The 19,811-nt window shown below is 34.1% G+C and carries 14 protein-coding genes; 9 read left to right on the top strand and 5 right to left on the bottom strand.

From position 1 onward, the window contains the following. Positions 1-225: 225 nt before the first annotated feature. From nusA to TERY_RS19120, 4 genes are all read left to right on the top strand, one after another. Complete coding sequence (nusA, locus tag TERY_RS19135; protein ID WP_011613333.1) at positions 226-1,506, top strand: transcription termination factor NusA; 1,281 nt, start codon at positions 226-228, stop codon at positions 1,504-1,506. A 526-nt stretch (positions 1,507-2,032) separates the two neighbouring features. Further along, a complete protein-coding gene (locus tag TERY_RS19130; RefSeq protein ID WP_011613332.1) occupies positions 2,033-2,287 on the top strand; it encodes a DUF448 domain-containing protein in 255 nt (84 codons plus the stop codon). Positions 2,288-3,675: 1,388 nt separating this feature from the next. Next, entirely contained in the window at positions 3,676-6,855 is a 3,180-nt protein-coding gene (gene infB, locus TERY_RS19125; protein ID WP_011613331.1) for a translation initiation factor IF-2, read from the top strand. 188 nt (positions 6,856-7,043) lie between these two features. Further along, a complete protein-coding gene (locus TERY_RS19120) occupies positions 7,044-7,229 on the top strand; it encodes a hypothetical protein (protein ID WP_011613330.1) in 186 nt (61 codons plus the stop codon). Positions 7,230-8,227: 998 nt separating this feature from the next. Here TERY_RS19120 and TERY_RS19115 read toward each other — a convergent pair. From TERY_RS19115 to TERY_RS19100, 4 genes are all read right to left on the bottom strand, one after another. Next, positions 8,228-8,491 carry a photosystem II assembly family protein gene (locus TERY_RS19115; RefSeq protein WP_011613329.1) on the bottom strand — a complete coding sequence of 88 codons (264 nt, stop codon included), beginning with the start codon at positions 8,489-8,491 and terminating at the stop codon, positions 8,228-8,230. Between the two features lie 211 nt (positions 8,492-8,702). Further along, positions 8,703-9,929 (bottom strand): DUF445 domain-containing protein, encoded by a 1,227-nt coding sequence (locus TERY_RS19110; RefSeq protein WP_011613328.1) that lies wholly within the window; start codon positions 9,927-9,929, stop codon positions 8,703-8,705. 63 nt (positions 9,930-9,992) lie between these two features. Then, positions 9,993-10,694: a bifunctional demethylmenaquinone methyltransferase/2-methoxy-6-polyprenyl-1,4-benzoquinol methylase UbiE gene (ubiE, locus tag TERY_RS19105; RefSeq protein ID WP_011613327.1), complete on the bottom strand. Its 702-nt coding sequence runs from the start codon at positions 10,692-10,694 to the stop codon at positions 9,993-9,995. Between the two features lie 30 nt (positions 10,695-10,724). After that, positions 10,725-11,663 (bottom strand): response regulator, encoded by a 939-nt coding sequence (locus TERY_RS19100; RefSeq protein WP_011613326.1) that lies wholly within the window; start codon positions 11,661-11,663, stop codon positions 10,725-10,727. A gap of 1,523 nt (positions 11,664-13,186) precedes the next feature. Here TERY_RS19100 and TERY_RS19095 point away from each other — a divergent pair. The 3 genes from TERY_RS19095 (at position 13,187) to TERY_RS19085 (ending at position 16,627) form a co-directional block, all read left to right on the top strand. Further along, the gene (locus TERY_RS19095) at positions 13,187-13,360 is read left to right on the top strand and encodes a hypothetical protein (RefSeq protein WP_155994499.1); all 174 of its coding nucleotides are present in this window, start codon (positions 13,187-13,189) and stop codon (positions 13,358-13,360) included. 244 nt (positions 13,361-13,604) lie between these two features. Then, a complete protein-coding gene (locus tag TERY_RS19090; RefSeq protein WP_011613325.1) occupies positions 13,605-14,723 on the top strand; it encodes a RuBisCO accumulation factor 1 in 1,119 nt (372 codons plus the stop codon). A 755-nt stretch (positions 14,724-15,478) separates the two neighbouring features. Further along, positions 15,479-16,627: a phytanoyl-CoA dioxygenase family protein gene (locus tag TERY_RS19085; protein WP_011613324.1), complete on the top strand. Its 1,149-nt coding sequence runs from the start codon at positions 15,479-15,481 to the stop codon at positions 16,625-16,627. A 133-nt stretch (positions 16,628-16,760) separates the two neighbouring features. Here the strand turns inward: TERY_RS19085 and cysC are convergent, their stop codons facing one another. Then, positions 16,761-17,342, bottom strand: coding sequence for an adenylyl-sulfate kinase (gene cysC / locus TERY_RS19080; protein ID WP_011613323.1), 582 nt, complete (start codon positions 17,340-17,342; stop codon positions 16,761-16,763). Between the two features lie 510 nt (positions 17,343-17,852). Between cysC and TERY_RS19075 the strand changes: the two genes are divergently transcribed. Both TERY_RS19075 and TERY_RS19070 read left to right on the top strand, forming a co-directional pair. Further along, complete coding sequence (locus tag TERY_RS19075) at positions 17,853-19,280, top strand: DASS family sodium-coupled anion symporter (protein WP_011613322.1); 1,428 nt, start codon at positions 17,853-17,855, stop codon at positions 19,278-19,280. A gap of 3 nt (positions 19,281-19,283) precedes the next feature. Then, complete coding sequence (locus TERY_RS19070; RefSeq protein WP_011613321.1) at positions 19,284-19,718, top strand: hypothetical protein; 435 nt, start codon at positions 19,284-19,286, stop codon at positions 19,716-19,718. Positions 19,719-19,811: the final 93 nt, after the last annotated feature.

The following is a 19,811-nucleotide window of genomic DNA, read 5'->3' as shown; positions in this document are numbered from 1 at the left end:
TCAAGATCCTAGTAGTCTCCTGAAAATGTATGAGTTTCAACTAAATACAAATTCAAAACCAGTACTTCATATTTATCTTTGTTTTTTCTATTTTCAACATCTAGCTTTTAAAAAAATAAAAAAATATCTAGAGTAACCCAGATTATTAATGCCCTAATATCACCAAGATTTAAATAAATTAGCCTCAATAACAATAATTCATAACAATTTAGAGGATAAAAAAATATGTCAATGGTTAGTTTGCCTGGACTTAAAGAGTTAATCGGAAATATTAGTAAAGAACGTAATTTACCAAAACAAGCAGTTCAGACTGCTTTACGAGAAGCTCTATTAAAAGGATATGAACGCTACAGACGAACTCAACGTGTAGATGGAGTCAACTTCACAGATGATTACTTCGAAAATTTTGAAATAGAACTGGATATTGAAGAAGAAGGTTATCGAGTATTAGCTACAAAAACTATTGTTGAAGAAGTAACAAATCCAGATCATCATATAGCTCTCCAAGAAGTTTTAGAAGTAGCCTCAGAAGCTCAGTTAAATGATACAGTATTCTTGGATGTGACACCCGAAAAAAATGAATTTGGTCGCATGGCTGCTATACAGACTAAACAAGTATTAGCTCAAAAGCTACGAGATCAACAACGAAAAATGATTCAAGAAGAATTTCAAGATTTAGAAGGAGAAGTTCTCCAAGCCAGAGTTTTGAGATTTGAAAAACAGTCAGTTATCTTAGCTGTAAGTAGTGGATTTGGTAGACTAGAAGTAGAAGCTGAACTGCCTAAAAAAGAACAACTACCTAATGATAACTACCGTGCTAATGCTACTTTTAAAGTCTATTTGAAGCGAGTTTGTGAAGGGTCAACTCGTGGGCCTCAATTACTTGTGTCTAGAGCTGATGCCGGCTTAGTGGTTTATTTATTTGAAAATGAAGTCCCAGAAATTGAAGATGAAGTCGTAAGAATTGTGGCAGTTGCTAGAGAGGCAAATCCCCCATCTCGGCATGTTGGTCCCAGAACTAAAATAGCAGTTGATACTTTAGAAAGGGATGTAGATCCAGTGGGAGCTTGCATTGGTGCAAGGGGCTCAAGAATTCAGGTAGTTGTGAATGAGTTGAGAGGTGAAAAAATAGATGTAATTCGCTGGTCTCCAGACCCTTCTATATATATAGCTAATTCTCTTAGTCCAGCTAGAGTAGATGAAGTTCGTTTAATTGATCCAGAGGAAAGGAGGTCTCATATTTTGGTGTCTGAAGACCAACTTAGTTTGGCTATCGGCAAGGAAGGACAAAATGTGCGTTTAGCTGCTCGTTTGACAGGGTGGAAAATTGATATTAAGGACACAAATAGATATGACCATGCTGAAGAAGATAGCAAAGTTGCGGCTGAAGTCTCTCATCGTCAAGCGTTAGCTGAACAAGAAGAAAATAAAATTGAGGAATCAGAATTAGAAGTAATAGAAAATACTTTCGACAAAAATTTTAATGAACCAGATGATTCTTTTTAATTCAAATTACAATTAATCTAATTAATTTTATCTCCTCGCATTTGATGAAATAATTAACATTTATTACTCAGAGAAGATTTTCTTAATTAAGAACAACTTTACTATTTAATAGCAACTTCTCTGGGTCTGAATTTGTAAATTACAGCAGATTCGGTATAATTCACAAAGTAAATATTTGGGGATTATTTCCTATTTCTCCAATTCATCTAGTAGGCTCCCTATTCTCTACTATACTATAATTATGAATATAGTTACTTCATCAAGTAGAAAAAACTATAATTTTAGATTAACTGATTATGAATTGAAAAAATATGAATATCTAAAAGTAGAAAGTTTTTCTAAAAACAACTTACTTTTAATAGTGCAAGTTATAAAGGAATAGGTACAATATTAACTATATTTATTGGGAGACAGTTAAGAGCTTTGAGATGGCTGAAAGTTAAAGCTTACAATCGTTATTCCAATAAATTCCCACAGAAAGGGCGCTCATAATTGACTGAAAAAATTAGTTACAAAGGGAGTTAAAATGAAACCCAATTACCGTAGATGTGTTAGTTGCAAAAAACTGGCTCCTAAAGAGGAATTTTGGCGAGTTGTTCGGAGCAAGAAATCTGATACTATTAAATTAGATCAAGGAGAAGGTCGTTCAGCTTACATTTGTTGTGGACAAATAGAATGTTTGAAAATTGCTCATAAAAAAAATAAGTTGGGTCGTTCACTAAAAGCTTATGTATCACCAGAAATATATCAATCATTATGGCAAAGATTAGAAAGTTTATGATCGAAAACTACAGTCCAAGTAGGTCAGTGTTGAAATTTGTCGTTATCTAACAGAATGTAAATTAACCTCAAATAAACTGTATAGAGGAGCTTGAAGTCAGTACATAGATATTAATATAGCTAGGTTTTTTATGCCTACCTACTTAGTCACTAAAGCTAGATTTAAGCATCATAAATAAGCTGATGGCTGACAGCTAAATTCTTAGGTGCAGAAATATTTGTTTGGAAAGGCGTTGTCTAGAATGAGATTCTACCTCTACTATAGCTTTATGTTAAGATTAGACTAATTTAGACTTTATATTTCCTATTGTCTGCTGCCTATTTCCTTTGACAGTAGGAATCGAATGTTTTAGTTGAAATACTGAACATCTTGAGAAAAGTAGAGGGTCAAAATCCTGTAAAAAAGTACTACTATTTACTAAAAAATATGGCCAAATTGAAATACATACTTAATATTTTCTGTATAAATTATATACTGAAATTCAGCCAACTTCCAAAAAATTGTTTGAGAGGATTTGAATTATGAAATGATCAAAAAGCAGTGTGGCACCGCCAATGACAAGAGTTGTTATAGAATTGAGCACAAAAAGGCCATAAATTCTTTTGAGTACCGTAGGATCTAGTCTAGCGACTTATACGAGAATTTATATAAGGAAAAGCGGAAACAGATAGTTGTGATTTTAAAGTAATTATATAGAAGGGAACCCAAATCTCAAGCTTCCTGGTGTTGTGAATTTCCAGGAGGAAAGTTAGACTTTTTAGTTAAAGATATAGTTTTGTTCGCAACTGTGGGACTAAACAGGACTGTGATATAAATGTAGCCATAGATACATTGGTCGCTCCTTGGGCAGATCATATATTGTTCCGACAAGCTATCCCTTGCAGAGGATATTTCCTTCTCATGTCGAGTTTTATGGGGTAAAAGCGAAACGAAGATAAAAGAAGATGTGGAGAAAAGTGTTATCTCACACTGTACCATTTCCTTGAGGCAGGGCTATTTCTGAAATGGTCAGAAGATGTTTGTAATCTTATACTTTATGTTGAGTAACTTTGGCTTGATACGGGATTTTTACCCTTTTTAGATTTTTCTCTAGTAACAAGACGATAAATAGACTCTGCCTCTGGGAGGGCAACAAAAAGGATGGATGATGTAAGGGACCCTGTGAAATATTAAATAGTTGACAGAGAAGCTTCGGCTTCTTAGAAATTTCTCCGGTAAGGACATCAACTAGGAATTATTCCATCTGAATGTGAAAGTGCTAGAGTAAAAACTGAAAAAAACCTTTTCGGCAACACAACTGAACATAAATCTAGTATGATTGTAGTGTAATCTTAAAATCAATATTATGACAATGTAAAAATAAATTTTTTAAAGAGAGGGTAGAGTGGATGAACAATGGAAAAGTAAGAATTTACGAATTATCAAAGGAATTAAATTTGGAAAACAAAGATATATTGGCAGTTTGTCAAAGGCTCAACATATCAGTGAAGAGTCATAGTAGCACTATTACAGAATCAGAAGCAGAACTAATTCGCACTACAGCAGAAAACTTACCCCACTCTCCTAGTCTATCTGCTGCTCCAGAAAAAAGTAACTCTCAAAATCAAGATTCAGGTATTGGTTATAACGAACAGAAAAAACAGCAGATACTAGAAGTACGTAAACCTAAACCATTATTAGAAAAATCTCAACAAAAAAATCACAGCAAAATAAACAATAATTTAGTGACAACTCCTCCAAATACCTCAGTCTTAAATAATCAAGTTGAACGAGTTGGTATATCAAGACCAAACTCATCTTTAAAGTCAGAGACACTAAAAGATAACTCAGAAGTAGGCGATAATTCTCTAGTGCAACATCCCAATAGACCATTAAATAAAGACAATACTGTTAAGGAAAATTATGTTCCTCAGAAAACAGATAGTAATGAAAAGTCCAAAGTAGAAGTGCCTAAGTTAGTAGCTCCTCCTGCAAGACCAGCACCTCCTAGCTTGAATCGAAATTTACGAAATACTGGTGTTAACAAGCCGAATCAAAAAAATAAAAAACCAAAGCAAGAAGGTAAGAAAAGAAAGGATAAGGAAGAAAAACCTTTTGAAAAACCTGCTATTGTATCTAAAAAAGAAAATAAAGATACTTCCATTGAAAAGCCTACTATTGCATCTAAAAAAGAAAATAAAGATACTTTCCAAAATAGAGAAAGTGTAAAAACATCTGCTTCTGACACTTCTTCTCAACTCAAGCCAAAACATAGAGAGAAGCCGACAGTTAAACTCAAACAAGAACAAAAACCTCAACTTGCACCAAAACCTAAACTAACAACACCTTTGAAAGAAGAATCAACAGACGTTAACTTAGGTTTAGATTTAGAAGGGAAAGAGCCTGAAGATAATGTAGCAGAAACTGTAAGTTATGATTTAGAAAAACCAAGGCGAAAAACTATAGCTCCAAGTAAGCCGACTTTAACGAAAGATAAGAAAGTTTCAAAGTGGGAAGAAGAAGAAGAAGATACTAGCGAAGTTATTCAGAAAAATGCTAAATCTAGTGCAAAGAATAAACGTCTTCGTCTAAAACCATTGCTAGAAGATGAAGATGAAGAATTAGCAGAACTTTTGAATAAACCTGCACCAGTAACAATGAGTTTATCTTTAGCTCGTCCGGCAAAGCCAAAAAGTTTTACTGAAAAAAATAAACCCCAGCCTGGTAGTAATATTTCTAATCTTAAAAAGAAATCTAGTCAATCCCATGAGTCCGTCCAGTCTGAAAGTAATGAACAAACTCAATCTGCAGAACTAAAACCCGTAGAAAAGTTAGTGATAAGTGCCTCTATGACAGTTCAGGAATTAGCATTGGCTTTAGCAATACCAGAAACAGAAATTATCAGAAGACTGTTTATGAAGGGTATAGCAGTTAATATTACTGAAAGCTTAGATATTCCTACCATAGAAATGGTGGTAAAAGAAGAAGGAATTCCAATAGAAGTCCCAGAAGAGCAATCAGCAGCTAAGAAAACAACTGAAATACTTGAGGAGACAGACTTGGCAAGTCTTCAACGTCGTCCTCCAGTCGTAACAATTATGGGACACGTCGATCATGGAAAAACCAGTCTTTTAGACTCAATTCGTGCAACTAAAGTAGCAGCCGGGGAAGCAGGTGGTATTACTCAGCATATAGGAGCTTACCATGTTGACGTGGAACATGAAGGCCAAATGCAGCAAGTTGTATTTTTAGATACTCCTGGTCACGAAGCTTTTACTGCAATGAGGGCTAGGGGTGCAAGAGTTACAGATGTTGCTGTTTTGGTTGTTGCTGCGGATGATGGGGTACAACCACAAACTATAGAAGCTATTAGCCATGCTAAAGCAGCAGAAGTACCACTGATAGTAGCAATTAACAAAATTGATAAGGAAGAAGCTAACCCAGATCGTGTTAAACAAGAATTGATGGAACATGGTCTAGTACCTGAAGAGTGGGGTGGAGATGCAATTATGGTCCCAGTTAGTGCTATCCAGAAACAAAATTTGGATACCTTACTGGAAATGATTTTACTGGTGTCGGAGGTAGAAGATTTACAAGCTAATCCAGAGCGTTTAGCTAAAGGTACAGTGATTGAGGCTAATTTGGATAAAGCTAGAGGCCCAGTAGCTACTTTATTAGTACAAAATGGGACTTTAAAAGTAGGAGATATTATAGTTGCAGGCTCAGTCTATGGAAAAGTGCGGGCCATGATTGATGATCGAGGCTATCGAGTAGACAAGGCTAGTCCATCCTTTGCTGTAGAAGTTTTGGGTCTTAGAGATGTGCCTCAGGCTGGTGATGAGTTTAAAGTGTTTAAGAATGAAAAAGAAGCTTCAGCTATTACGACAGAAAGAGCAGATGCGAAAAGAGAATCTCGGATAATGCGTAGAACTAGTTTGGGTGCTGTTTCAGTTCGTGCACAGGAAGGAGAGCTCAAGGAACTTAACTTGATACTAAAAGGGGATGTTCAAGGTTCAATAGAGGCTATTGTTGCAGCTCTACGACAACTACCTCAAAAAGAAGTTCAACTAAGGTTACTGTTATCTGGAGCTGGAGAAGTGACAGAGACAGATATTGACTTAGCAGCAGCTAGTGAAGCTGTAATTATTGGCTTTAATACGACCATGGCATCAGGAGCACGTCAGGCAGCAGATGCGGCTGGAGTTGATGTGCGTGAATATAATGTTATCTATAAACTCTTGGATGATATCCAAGGGGCAATGGAAGGTTTGTTAGATCCTGAACTTATAGAAGAACCATTAGGTCAAGTAGAAGTCCGTGCTGTATTTACAATTAACCGTGGTGCTGTTGCTGGTTGCTATGTGCTATCTGGTAAAGTTGTCCGTAATTGCAAAGTACGAGTACGTCGCAATGGAGAAATTGTATATCAAGGTATATTGGACTCCCTTAGACGTATGAAGGATGATGTTAAAGAAGTGAATGCAGGTTATGAATGTGGTGTTAGTTTCGACAACTTTAATAATTGGAGTGAAGGTGATATAATTGAGGCCTATCAAATGGTAACTAAGCGTCGGAAACTGTCTACCTAAAATAGTTAGTATTGGACAGAATTCGGAAAGACTAGAGTAGTTTTATTATCTAATAAAGTCAAGGTTTGGTGACAATATAATATGATATAAATGCTTGGTTTGTGGTTAGTGAGCTATCTTTAAATTAAAGAAAAAGTTGAAATATCAGCAATTTCTCAGAGTGTCCTTCCGTAAATCAGGTAAATGTTATGAGTAATATTAATGTTACTTCAATTGAAGTTTGGGATAGTTTGAAGCAAGCGATAGCTTTAACTTCGGGCTTTAAGAGATGGCAATTAGAACATAAAGTTAATAGTAATGATCAGCAAAATATACTGTTAGATAGACAAGTTAGTTTATATTTACGAGAAACTCTGGAAACACTAGCTTATTAAAAAAAAGTAAGCTATGTTAAAGTTTTGTTAATTTATTTTTTAATTTTGGCATAATTATAAAGAGCAAATTCCAAAGTATGTAAGGCATAAATATGTAAGGAATAAATATTAACATTCAAATCCCTTTTGTGCGGGCATCTTACCCGCTTCTAGTGTGCCTGACACTAGAATTAAACTCGTACATCAACAATAGAATTGTAAAACACAAAATGCCTAGTCCCATAAATATGATCTAGGCATTTCATTTCGTGTTTAAAAACTGACTTTTTATATTTAGGGTTTTTATATTAGTTAACCCCAATTAAAGTTTAAGGTCTTTATATTAGCTGACCTCAATTTATTTATACTTACTATTTGACAATAAAATTACAGGAATCTCTAGTTTCATAATATTTTCTTTATTTTTCTATATTTTTATGGCCAAGTATATATCCTTGTTACCAAATATAAACTTTTATTACTTGAAATATAAGAGGAATCATGACTTATAGCGCTATAGGCAAGTCAGAACTCAGAAGTAGTCTCTAACTAACTTTGAGCATTGATAAATTTTTTAACCTATTTGCGTATTACTATACTAGTGTCTAATTGTAAAAGTAAATATATTTATAAAATACTGCTAATAGTTATATTTTAATGGCCATTAAGTAAGTAATTGAGAAGTTCACAGATTTATAACTTGAGAAACCCAAGCCCTAGGCTTTTTTATTCAGAAAAAAAATGTGAAGTCAAAGATGCTTAACTTAAAAATACTATTACTAATTTTGACAATTAGACACTAGAAGAAAAGTCTTAGCCTGTTATAGTATTTATCAAAAACTTGTCTACATTTTATTGAGTAGAAAAGTAGGTAAGTATATTAGTAGAGAAGAAATAAACATAATAATGATTAACATTAACTTAGCTCAAGAGAGTAAAAAAGTGATTTTTTTTATATTAGTTATTATTTAATAACTGAAGTTTGACAAAAAGTTAGCTTTAATACAAAAGAATTATTATTACTCCAAACGAAATAACCAAATCATCAAGACCATGACTCCTACTTGTAAAGCAAAGTTAGGAAAAGCAGAACCGATATTGTTGCCAGCAATAATTTGGGCTAAATAGATAAAAGCTCCAATAAAACCCGAAATGGCAAAAGCCACATAGATAAATTTTCGTAATCCTCGATAAGGAGCATCTAGTTCAGCTTTAAGGCGAGCATATTTTTCTGGATTAAGTTTAGTTTGAGGATGAGAGTTGTTTAAGTTTGAAGTTGGCATAGTGTTAAGAAACAGACTTATTAATATTTTCAATAGTTGCAGCTCAGAGAGTAAAATTTTTTTCAGTATTTTAAGGTTTTGGTTTCAGCTAATTGATAACTGAAATAACCCAGAGTTGAAAATGGGATTTCAGTCCCTCAATACTCCCTTATGACTTCTTTATTGTAGAAGGTTTTTTTGCATTCATCCTTCATTTCATTCTAAGTTAACCTCACCTTTGTAGTACTAACAAAATCGTCTGAAACGAGCCAACAACAACACCTAAAACTCCACCCAAATTAACAATAGCTTGCAACTCATTTTTAACAATTACATTAACAGCAACTTCCAATTCTTCAGCAGAAGTACCCTTGATACGATCAATAATCACTTGATCTATATTTAAAATAGGAATTGCCAGAGCGACTATATTTTCTAAATCTCGCTCCAAGTAACGTTCTAAAATTAACGCTAGTTCTCGACTTACTAACTCCAGAGAACTATTCATTATTGATGAAGCCTGTAAACGATTAATGATTAAATCTGCAATATGTTCCCATGCAACAGATAAACTTAAAGCTTGAATCAAATCAGTACCATTTTCTTGTAGATATAAACGTACACTATTCTGCATTGTGTTTCTTAACTCGCGTACTGTAGAAACAGGTAAATTTTGCATTGAAAGACTGTGTAACCATTCAGTAATTCTTTCTTTAACAGCCAATGCAGTAATTAATTCCATTAAGCGTTGATTAGTTAAATCTCTCTCATCTAAACAAAAAGTCCTTAACCTAGTTAAAGTATTACGCAGCCCAAACAAATTAGCTACTACCCAATAAGTACCACTAGCTTTTTCTCGAAAACCTTCATCAATAATGGAAATATTTTGATCTGTGAGAAAATCAATTAAAGTCTTTCTTAATACATCTGGTGGCACAACTACTTTAAGCAGCCAATCTGATAGTTGGGCTGCTTGTATTTCAGTTAGTTGAAACTCTAGCAAAATCTGGTCAAAAATTTGGTTTATTTGAGCTTCTAAAAAATATTCTCTCTTCGCCCAGACTTTAAGAAGTCGTGGCAAAGATTGACCCAATAAATCCCGTAGAATATTTGCCAAAATTTTGGTACTCTTGGTATCTGTATTGAGCTTTAATTGGTCTAAAGACATTTGCAGCAGCCACAGAATAGCTGCTTCCATCCGTTCAGTTTGTAATAAACGACGTGCTAAGTTTTGTAACTCTGATGGAGTTAACAAAGATCCCATGATGGTATCAGCAACCCGTTTTGCTAAACGTTCTTGGTTAGCAGGAATTAATCCTGGAGTAAAGGGTAGCTTTCGCCTAAAAATATAATAAGGACGATAAGGACGAAATAACATTTTTATGGCTATATCATTAGTGAAATAGCCAATAATTCCACCTGCAATTGGTGGTACAAAATAAAGCCAGATATTAGACAATTTTAATTACCTAAGAGCAAAGTTGTAAAGCGCTGTCTATTCTTTGCTACAATTTAGGATAAATTATTTTGTAATTACTAATATTCCCATCATACCCCCAATAATGGGGTAATGTTTAGCATTGACAAATCCTAATTTATATGCCAGAGCTACCTGGTCTTTACCTGTGAGAAATTTGGTTAAACTAGGACTAATATAAGCATATTCCTTAGTTAAACCCAAATTACTAGCCACAGGAACTACAACTGTATCTAGATACCACTTTTGAAACCATCGTATAGTCGAACTACTGGGACAATGCATATCTAGAATTGCTGCCTTAGCATTAGGCTTTAAGACCCGATATAACTCTTGCAAACAAAGGGGAATATTGGATACATTACGCAGGCCATATCCCATTGTAGCACAATCGAAATAATTATGAGGAAAAGGTAGACTTAAAGCGTTAGCTTCAACCCAATGAATAGGACTAATTTTATTCAATAGAGGGGGTTCGCGGTTGCGAGCGATCGCTAACTGCTCCCGAGAAAAATCGACTCCAAAGACGTGACCTGTATTTCCTACATGCTTGGCCAGCATATAAGCTAAATCGCCACTACCACAACATAAATCTAGACAAGTAGAGCCATAGTCAGGCTCACTCCATCTTACAGCCATTTGTTTCCAGACTTTATGTATTCCCAGACTTAATAAATCATTCAGTTGGTCATAGACTGGAGCTATCTTGTTAAATATAGCTTTAACTTCTATGGAATCATCAGTCATAAAATTAAGTCAAAATTTCCTAGTTTCAAGCTATTTAAAGTTATTCAAACTCAATGCTAGTAATTGAGCTGAGATATTAATTGTACTCAGTTCTTCTGGGTCTAGTGTATTGTTTTTTTGCCATTGCAGTGACATTAACGCTAGAAGTTTTTGGCGGTGGAAAATTGGAATGACAAGATGAGTCTCTATTCCTAAAGCCTGATAATGTACAACATCAGAAAGCTTAGTATTTTCTGAAACATTTATCACTGATTGTACATTCCCAGAAGTGATCGCTTCAATTGCCAGGGGATCGTTAGTCAACCAGTTATCCACCTGGCCAACTCTACTACTAAATCCTTGAATTGAGCTTAAACTATTATTCTCAACCAATTGTAAAATACATACATCTGTAGAAAAAGTTTCATTATAGATGGATGAAATTTCTGCCAAAGCTTCTTCAATGCTCTCAGATTTCTGAGAAATATGGACAACAGTGTTCAATAAATGCAATTGAGTTTGATACTTTTCCAGATATTCAGTACGTTGATTTAAAACTTGATAAGTTTGTGCAGCCTTTTGTACAACTTTCTTGAGTTCATTTGGATCCCAAGGCTTAGTAATATATTTATATACCTGTCCATAGTTTATGGCCTCTACTAAGTCTTCAACATCAGTAAATCCGGTCAGAATAATTCTAATTGTATTAGGAAACTGGGGCAAAGTTTTACTTAAAAACTCTGTACCTTTCATTTCTGGCATTCGTTGATCGGATATAATAATTGCCACCTCTCCCTCTAAAGCTAAAATTTCTAAGGCCTTGATCCCGCTTTCAGCTTTGAGAACATTAAAATCTCGTCGAAAAGCCCGGTATAGTAAGTCCAAATTATCTGGTTCATCATCTACTACCAGCATTAATGGTTTCTTTTTTCTGGTTAGGCTCATCAGTTGATTTCTAATACTATCTAACTGTTGAGGAATTACTTCCATTCAAACAAACCCCTTAAATCGTATCTTTAAAGTAACATAATATAAATTCTATTTATAAATTAGGAACAAAGATATACTTTTAAATAATTATCTACCTATTAAGTACTATTTCCAGCCATTTATCTTTATTAATTAAGCCGAAAATTATTATAGGCCACATTAACTACTGGAGTTTAGACTAACTATAACAGTATATTTTGCTAACTTTATACATTATATTTTGTCAACCAATTCTTGAGTGCACTTTGAGCTGAAATTTGTAAATACTTCAGCCAGCAGTGCTGCCCCCAAAATTATACTGTACAATTTAGTATAATCTCTAGCAGCGATCGCTACTGAATATTAGTTTTATCATTAATAAATATTAATAAATCAATTTTTATAAATTTTATAAAAAGGGAAAAACTTGAAAAATTATCAAATATAAAAATAAATTTTCCTGATAAATACTAATATAAATAGACTTAAAAAATGGGGGAATGATATATAAATAAAAATAGGGAAATGATACCTAAAATATACTAGAGTTGGCTAAGGATTTTACTTATGATTTAATAGATATAGTTTTAATTACTATAACAGGTAATTCATTAGCTAATTTTTCTTTTGTAATTTTGTTTGAAAAACAATGATATTCTAACTATTAATCCTGAGAAAATAGTGGTCAAAACTGCTCTAAGTTAATGGATAGATACATCAAATAAATTCCTATAATTGATGGAAAGATGTTACTCCATCTATAGATAAGTAGGTAGGAATGAAAAAAATTAGCTATATTAAGATTTGTATACTGACTTCAAGCTCCTCTAAAGAGTTGATTTGAGTTCAATTTAAATTTTGTTACATAGCAACCAATGTCAACACCGACTTACTTAAGTTATTTGAATTTTTTTTGCGTTCTGGTCAAATATTAGACTTTCCCAAACTTTTTTAGTATAGAATTTTGTCACAACTAATGGACGGACTACTATATAGTAATTCCCACACTGTTTACCTATCTTCCCATCAATATTTGGTAGTAAAAATTAATATATTTCATATTACTATAGCAGAATAAGACTATGGTATAAATCTCGTATTCCGATTGCTTAAAACTGTAAGATAAAGTTAGTGAGATGGAGGATTGGAGCAGATATCATAATTAGAAGGAGTGAATAGTAAAGCTATTGTATTGGCAGATTTTACACCCTAAGTGTGTACCTGACACATTAGCAGTAAGTTCTGTAATTATCAGAAATAACGTACTACTACAAGAAACCAAGAGTTGATGGCCTTAATTGGTTGAAATTTTATAGCGCTTTCTGTTGTTATCAGGTCCAGCTATAGGGCAAGATACTCCCACTACATAATTTTCACCATTTACCCTTTAGATAATTGGCCAGAAATCTGCTGTATGTTTGACAACCGGGTTTTTACTTAAGTCTTGAATGTAAAAATTCAAGTGAGAGCGATGTAGCTGTCGCACTTACTCTGTGAATACTTCGGTGATCATAAGCCTCTAACTTATGGGAATATTCACTTCAATGACTAGAAAATCAAACTATAGTGAAAGTAAGGATATGGGTCAGCTACGGCCACTGCTAACCTCAGAAAATGATTTACCAGTTGTCAAAAAAGGAACTGGTGAAAATTCTATTGATAAGGGCAAGGCGATCTTCTCTTGTTCCTATTTCTTATGGCTGAATTTTGACTCCTAAATTATAAAAGTTAGCTGATTTTTGTATATATATTTCTGAGAACATTTAAAATTGCTTGGTTATGATCTGGAACTAAAATTTTGGTAGTATGGTCATACCAGTTATCAGTTATCAGTACCGACTTTTGAAGCCAGAGACTTGAAATACTGAAGTTGATTTTTCTCATCCCCTTAAATAGGGAAAGCTATTAACCTGATTTTTTTTGTCAAAAGTATATTCATTTGTAAACAAAACATTCTAAATTATGACTGAAACACCACAAAACTCACCTAACCAGGAACAACAATTAACAAATCTAGTAGATCCAGAAAACTTAATTGGTTTGCTGCGTCGCAAAGAAGGTAGTTGGGTAGAATGGGGAAACGCTTGTGCTGCTCTACAAAAAGCTGGATATACTTCTCAGAACATTTTTGAGGAAACAGGGTTTGAACCGATACACCAAAATCAGGTGATAGTCGGGTCTCAAGTATATGCAAGTCTTGTCAATGCTGACATTAAAAAAAATGTTCTCAAACTAAGCAAAGCTGATATTTTATCACGCTTTGAGAGAACAGGTAGTGATATTCTTTACGAGTTGAGGGTTTTAAGTCAGGAACAAAGAATCATTGCAAGTGAGTTTATAGTTGCTCACGATCTTGATGTTGATGATGTCAAAGATGTAGTAAAAGCGATCAAAGATTTTGCTCAGATGAAAACAATACCAGAAGGATTTTCTGATTCTCCTGGAGATATAGTAGGGTATCAATGTTGGAAACAAGCTAGGCAACAAAGCGAGCTACAACATAGGTCTCGTCTGATTGCTAAAGGTCTAAAATTGGTGGATTCTCAAACAGCTAGAAAACAGCTTGAAGAACTATTAACTGATTTTACTGTTGTTTCTCAAAGACCTGCTCCCCGTCTGCCAGTTTATCGACTAGAGTTAGAAGAAGATTTACCTCGCATTTTACCTGTGATCGGAAAATTACCGCTGAAGACAGAAGATTTTAAGGCAGTACCTCTTGTGGAAGAAGTCGAACCATTTAGAATGGTTAAATTTTCTGGTGGAGCAGGTGCTTGGGTAGCGATACCTGGATGGCAAGTTGTCATCCATGCGGTTGATCCAGTGGCGATAATTGAAAATAGCGATCGCTTGCCTACTCCTATACCAGGTGCTACTGAGGAAGTTTTATTGATTATAGATAGAAGTCAACGTCAATGGAATAAAGATGGTTATTTTATTGTAGACCAAGGGGGTAAAATAATCATGCAGTGGTTTGATGAGGAGCCTAATGTACCGTTGCTTGGACGAGCTTTGTTAATCTTAAGACCTAAAAAGATTCTTGATGAAGAGCTTATTAAAGACTTATGGCAAATTGAAGAATAGTTATTTCAGTTATTAGTTATCAGTACCGATAGCTGAAGCTAGAGCCTAAAAATACTGAAACAGAAACGGGGTTTGTATTAGATTTCCTACCATACTGACTAGCATTCTCCTATAAACCCGGTTTCTTCTAATGCTTCTATTGCCAGGGGATTTGATCAATATTATATACTTACGTTTTGGAGGAGTTAAGGCAGGAGGTTTTGTGGATATCAGCAGTAGGATAGAGTTAGCACTGATCACCAGAATTTTTTTTTGATTACTGATGACTCGAACATGATATAATATTAAATACGCCAAGTGTGAGAGGTTCTTCTTTTTTTTTTGAGTGATAGGTTTTGCTAAGTAAGGGTTTGGGTGATAGAACAAGCCTGATTTTGGCATAGCTAAGATTAGTAATTTAACTTTTATTTCTCTGTTAAAGCATATCTGAGAATACAAAACATTTGATTAAACTTGAGGTAATGCTGTCCCTAGCATGATGCTAGCACTACAAAAGTTTGATTGTTAATATTTCTACTTGATAACGCGTGGAATATACTGTAAGTTAATTATTATACTTGTCGCTTTATTACTTAAAACATAACTAAAAAGTTTGTTCTGTAAAGATTGTAGTTATTGATAAGGAAAAAATTTGAAATTATTGCTATGTCTAGGTTGAAGTTATTTTTTATCTCTATTTAACAATAACTCTATTGATAGCTTGCTGCTGACGTTCTATTATTAATAAATAATTGAGCTAAACAAAATATAGAAAAATGACTATTCCTGAAATGAATTTGCCTTGGGTAGATTCTCCTTTTTTTGAACAAATTTTCAATCAGTTAAATTTAGACAATTATACTAGAGAAATTGTCAAACAATTTGCAGAACAAGGATATGTAATTATAGATGACTTAGGTATAGAAAATATTTCAGAAATTGTAGATCGCATAGTTAAAGATTTAACTCCCATATATGGAGAAAAAGGGAAAGTAAAATCAGCTTGGATTTATAATGATAGAATTCAAGATGCTTGGACTTTTAATCAAGATGTTAAAAAAATTGCTACGGCTCCCCATATTATTAATCTATTAAAAATACTTTATCAGCGAGAACCAATCCCTTTTCAAACTCTAAATTTCAGGTTTGGTACTGAACAATCTACTCATAGTGATAGCATACATTTTAGTTCAGTTCCAGCTAGATTTATGTGTGGAGTTTGGGTGGCTTTGGAAGATATAGATGCTAATAATGGTCCGCTGCATTATTATCCTGGGAGTCATAAATTACCAATTTTTGATTTAAATGATTTAGGAATTACAGGTAGTTATCAGAATAAACCTTATGATATTTATCCTGTATATGAAGAGTTTTTACAGTCATTAATTGAATACAATGGTTTAAAAAAAGTAGAACTTTATGTTAAGAAAGGTCAAGCTTTAATTTGGGCAGCAAATTTACTTCATGGAGGTAGTCCAGTTTTAGATAAAAATAGGACTAGATATAGTCAGGTGACACATTATTATTTTTCTGATTGTATGTATTATATTCCTTTGCTATCTGACCCATTTTTATGTAGAGTTCATTTCAAGGAAGTTAAGAATATAATTACAGGAGAAGTAGTTAATCATGTTTATAATCAAGATAAAATAGAAATTAATCCAGAAGAATATGAGATAGAAAGATTAAAATATCAACTCTTACAATTTGAGGAGGAATTAGTAAAACTGCGACCTATAGCAATGGAGTCTCAGGATGAACTGAATGTTTTAAAACCTCAGCTTCAAACTGTTGAGTCAGAATTAGAAAAGTTACGAAGTAGGCTATATGATTCTCAAGCAGAATTGGGGTTATTAAAATCTCAAAATCAGCTATTGGAGACAGAATTAAAAAGATTAAGAATTAAATTGTATCAGAATACTTGATTCAAATTTATCGGATTAATTTTTAACTATTTTAGAGAATAAAAACTCAAAACAATGTCATAACTAAAATCTGGTAGGGGCAACCCCCTACTCTGGTATTATGAAATGAAATATTCCGGATATAATTTAACTTCTAAATATCGAAAAAATAAGCACTACTATGGGAAAAATTCCGAGGTTTTAAATAACCTAAATTTACCATTTTTAGGATAACTTTTTCTTTACTTTCTGCGACTGTTTCTAAGTCAGTGCGACATTCAACGTCAGGATTAAGTGGTGCTTCATATGGTAAGTCAATACCAGTAAATTCTTTAATTTTTTTAGCTCTAGCAAGTTGGTAAAGTCCTTTTTTATCTCTGGCTTCACAAATTTCTAGAGGTGCATTAACATATACTTCAATAAAGTTACCAATGCGTTTTTTAGCCTCACAACGAATTTGATTATAAGGAGAAATAGCAGATACTAAAACAATCACACGATTACGAGTTAAAAGATGGGCTAAAAAGCTAATTCTGCGGATATTTTCATCTCGATCAGCTTTATTAAAACCCAAGCTTTTACCAATGTTTTGACGTACAATAGTACTATCAAGAATTTCTACTGTGTAATTGAGCGATTGCAATTCTTCTGCAATAGCAAAACTGAGAGTTGTTTTGCCCGCACAGCTTAAACCAGTAAACCATACTGTTACACCAGTTTGATTGTTATTTTCCATTCACATTCATCCTCTGAAAAACAAAATTTAAATCCTGATAAAAAAAGATTTAAAGTTATTAATACTTCGGCAGAGACAGGATTTATCCAGGATATTTATTGGTTAATTAACTAGAGTAAAAAAACAATAACTAGGGCAATAAATCAAGTTTATTGTTTGGGTACTTAAGTCCTGGCTCTATTAGACCTTTGGCAAAAGTATCAATTGGGAAAGAGTAGTATAAGGGTTTGAGAACCTTTTCTGGAAAAGTCTATTTATATAGATTGACAAAAAAAGGTTTTATGTGATAAATTTAATACTTAGCTTATAATAATTAAAATCTAATTTTCTCAGATGTAAATACTAAATCAGTGATCAAAGTAGTTGTCAACTCAAAAGATGATCTGAATCTTTGAGTAAAAGTTTGAAAGAAAAATTTGATTTTTATTTTTTCATTTCCTCTTTTCTGTTCTCTAGTTTTATAAAAAGTATAATCAAATCTCTACGTCAAAAATTATTCATACATATACAATGGAAAATATCAAATATCTTCGTACTTGGTTACGCATATCTCGTCAACCTCAGTACCGTTGGCTTTGGTTTGTAGCCGCAGCACTAATTTATTTAGGTATTCTTCTGTTTCCAATGGCAGGAGTCGAAAAAGAAGCAAAAGGAGCTTTAGCGGTGTTTGGAGTCACAGCCTTCCTCTGGGCAACTAATACTCTACCAGTAGCAGTTACAGGCTTGATGGTACTATTTTTAATTCCCCTAAGTGGCAGTATGTCTGCTACGGACACATACGCCTATTTTGGCAATAAAGCAGTATTCTTTGTATTGGGAGCATTTATTCTAGCCAGCCCTATTCAACGTTCAGGACTTAGCACTCGTCTGGCTCTCACAGTAGTTTCCCGTTTTGGTAATAGCCAAAATACTCTAATTGCCTCTATCTTAATTCTTTCAGCTTTGATGTCTTTTGTAATTAGTTCCTATGCTGTCACAGCTATGTTATTCCCAGTGGTCATAGAAGTGGTTCAAGCAGCAGGTGCAAAGTCTGGTGGACGTTTTGGTCTAGCAGCATTTTTGGCTTTGGGGTGGGGTTGCGGTATTGGTGGTATCGCTACTTTACTGGGGGGCGCAAGAGCTCCTCTAGCATTAGGAGTACTTCGCAGCACAACAAAAGGAGAATATGATATCACTTTTGTGGAGTGGTTTCTTTGGTCTGTTCCCTTAGTTGTGCTGATGTTAATAGTGGCTTATCTTGTGCTATTACAAATAGGTAAAGGTATAGTAGTTTCTTTATCTAGTGCCCGAAAGTTTCTTGAAGTTAGATCGCAAAGTCTTGGGACAATTTCATCTAGGGAAATTGGTACATTAGCGTTAGTGACGGGAATAGTTTTATTATGGGTTTTTAAGGGAAAAGCTTGGGGACTGGATACAATAGCTTTCTTTGGGGTTATGTGTAGCTTCGTTTGTGGTTTGGCAACTTGGCAAGAGGTAGAAGAGGATGTTAACTGGGGTATTTTTTTGATGTATGGTAGTGCTATTGCTCTAAGTGCAGTTTTAAGGGATACGGGGGCAGCACAAGCATTGGCAGAAAATTTGTTGGGGTCATGGATAAATTCTGGTTTTGTTTGTTTTGTGGCAATGGTTTTAATTATTACTTTTTTGACGGAGGGAATGAGTAATGCTGCTGCAGTAGCTGTTTTGATGCCAGTGGGACTTGCTTTGGCTGCTAAATATGGAATAGACCCAAGGGCAATGACGTTGGGTATTACTCTACCATCGGGTTTAGCTTTTCTTTTACCAGTCAGTACTCCGGTAATGGCTATTATTATGGGTAGTGGTTATGTGTCGCCTGCTGAAGCTTTTAAGCGCGGCTTATTGCTAAAATTAGTGGGAACTTTGATCTTCTTGGCAATGGCGAAATTTTATTGGCCTTTATTTGGGTGGGGAGTGTAAAATATGAGTATCTGGTTAGTAATTGCAAATCCTTACGCTTATGATAAAGCAATGTGGAAAGCAGTTTCAGCAACACAAGAACATCAAGGTAATTTGAGGGTTGTATTTTTTATTAATAATAACTCAATTCATGATATTATTGGTGAGTTGGGGCAGAGTGGTTGGTTGGGATCTAATCCTTTGCATAAATTACAAAGCTCAATGTTGGAAGGTTATCGCGCTTTAGCTGGTGATGTTTTGAAACGGGTGAAACGTAAGGCAAAAGAAAAGGATGTAGAATTAGAATCTCAGGAAATAATAGAAAGACCGTTAATAGATAAGTTTTTGTTTGAGCTTGTGGAGGAAGGTGCAACAAAAATTGTGGTTGCTGGTCCCCAGTTACTTACTGCTAAAATGGGAGAATTACCTCATATAGCAGAGTATATTGAGGAAGATTAGTTAGACCTAATGTAGTTATTTTTTTTTGTACTCAGGTTTACTAATGGCTGGACTTACACAACTTTTAAGCTCGAATGTAGCCCAAACTTTTGT

This window comes from Trichodesmium erythraeum IMS101, assembly GCF_000014265.1.
Taxonomy (GTDB): Bacteria; Cyanobacteriota; Cyanobacteriia; order Cyanobacteriales; family Microcoleaceae; genus Trichodesmium; species Trichodesmium erythraeum.
The sequence above is the reverse complement of the archived record's forward strand: the minus strand, read 5'-3'. Positions and strand labels throughout refer to the sequence as shown.

Coding starts and splice junctions, on each gene's coding strand:
- TERY_RS19090 (WP_011613325.1), top strand. CDS start 13,605: ATGACTGAAACACCACAAAACTCACCTAACCAGGAACAACAATTAACA.
- infB (WP_011613331.1), top strand. CDS start 3,676: ATGAACAATGGAAAAGTAAGAATTTACGAATTATCAAAGGAATTAAAT.
- TERY_RS19115 (WP_011613329.1), bottom strand. CDS start 8,491: ATGCCAACTTCAAACTTAAACAACTCTCATCCTCAAACTAAACTTAAT.
- TERY_RS19070 (WP_011613321.1), top strand. CDS start 19,284: ATGAGTATCTGGTTAGTAATTGCAAATCCTTACGCTTATGATAAAGCA.
- TERY_RS19085 (WP_011613324.1), top strand. CDS start 15,479: ATGACTATTCCTGAAATGAATTTGCCTTGGGTAGATTCTCCTTTTTTT.
- cysC (WP_011613323.1), bottom strand. CDS start 17,342: ATGGAAAATAACAATCAAACTGGTGTAACAGTATGGTTTACTGGTTTA.
- TERY_RS19120 (WP_011613330.1), top strand. CDS start 7,044: ATGAGTAATATTAATGTTACTTCAATTGAAGTTTGGGATAGTTTGAAG.
- TERY_RS19100 (WP_011613326.1), bottom strand. CDS start 11,663: ATGGAAGTAATTCCTCAACAGTTAGATAGTATTAGAAATCAACTGATG.
- nusA (WP_011613333.1), top strand. CDS start 226: ATGTCAATGGTTAGTTTGCCTGGACTTAAAGAGTTAATCGGAAATATT.
- ubiE (WP_011613327.1), bottom strand. CDS start 10,694: ATGACTGATGATTCCATAGAAGTTAAAGCTATATTTAACAAGATAGCT.
- TERY_RS19130 (WP_011613332.1), top strand. CDS start 2,033: ATGAAACCCAATTACCGTAGATGTGTTAGTTGCAAAAAACTGGCTCCT.
- TERY_RS19075 (WP_011613322.1), top strand. CDS start 17,853: ATGGAAAATATCAAATATCTTCGTACTTGGTTACGCATATCTCGTCAA.
- TERY_RS19095 (WP_155994499.1), top strand. CDS start 13,187: ATGACTAGAAAATCAAACTATAGTGAAAGTAAGGATATGGGTCAGCTA.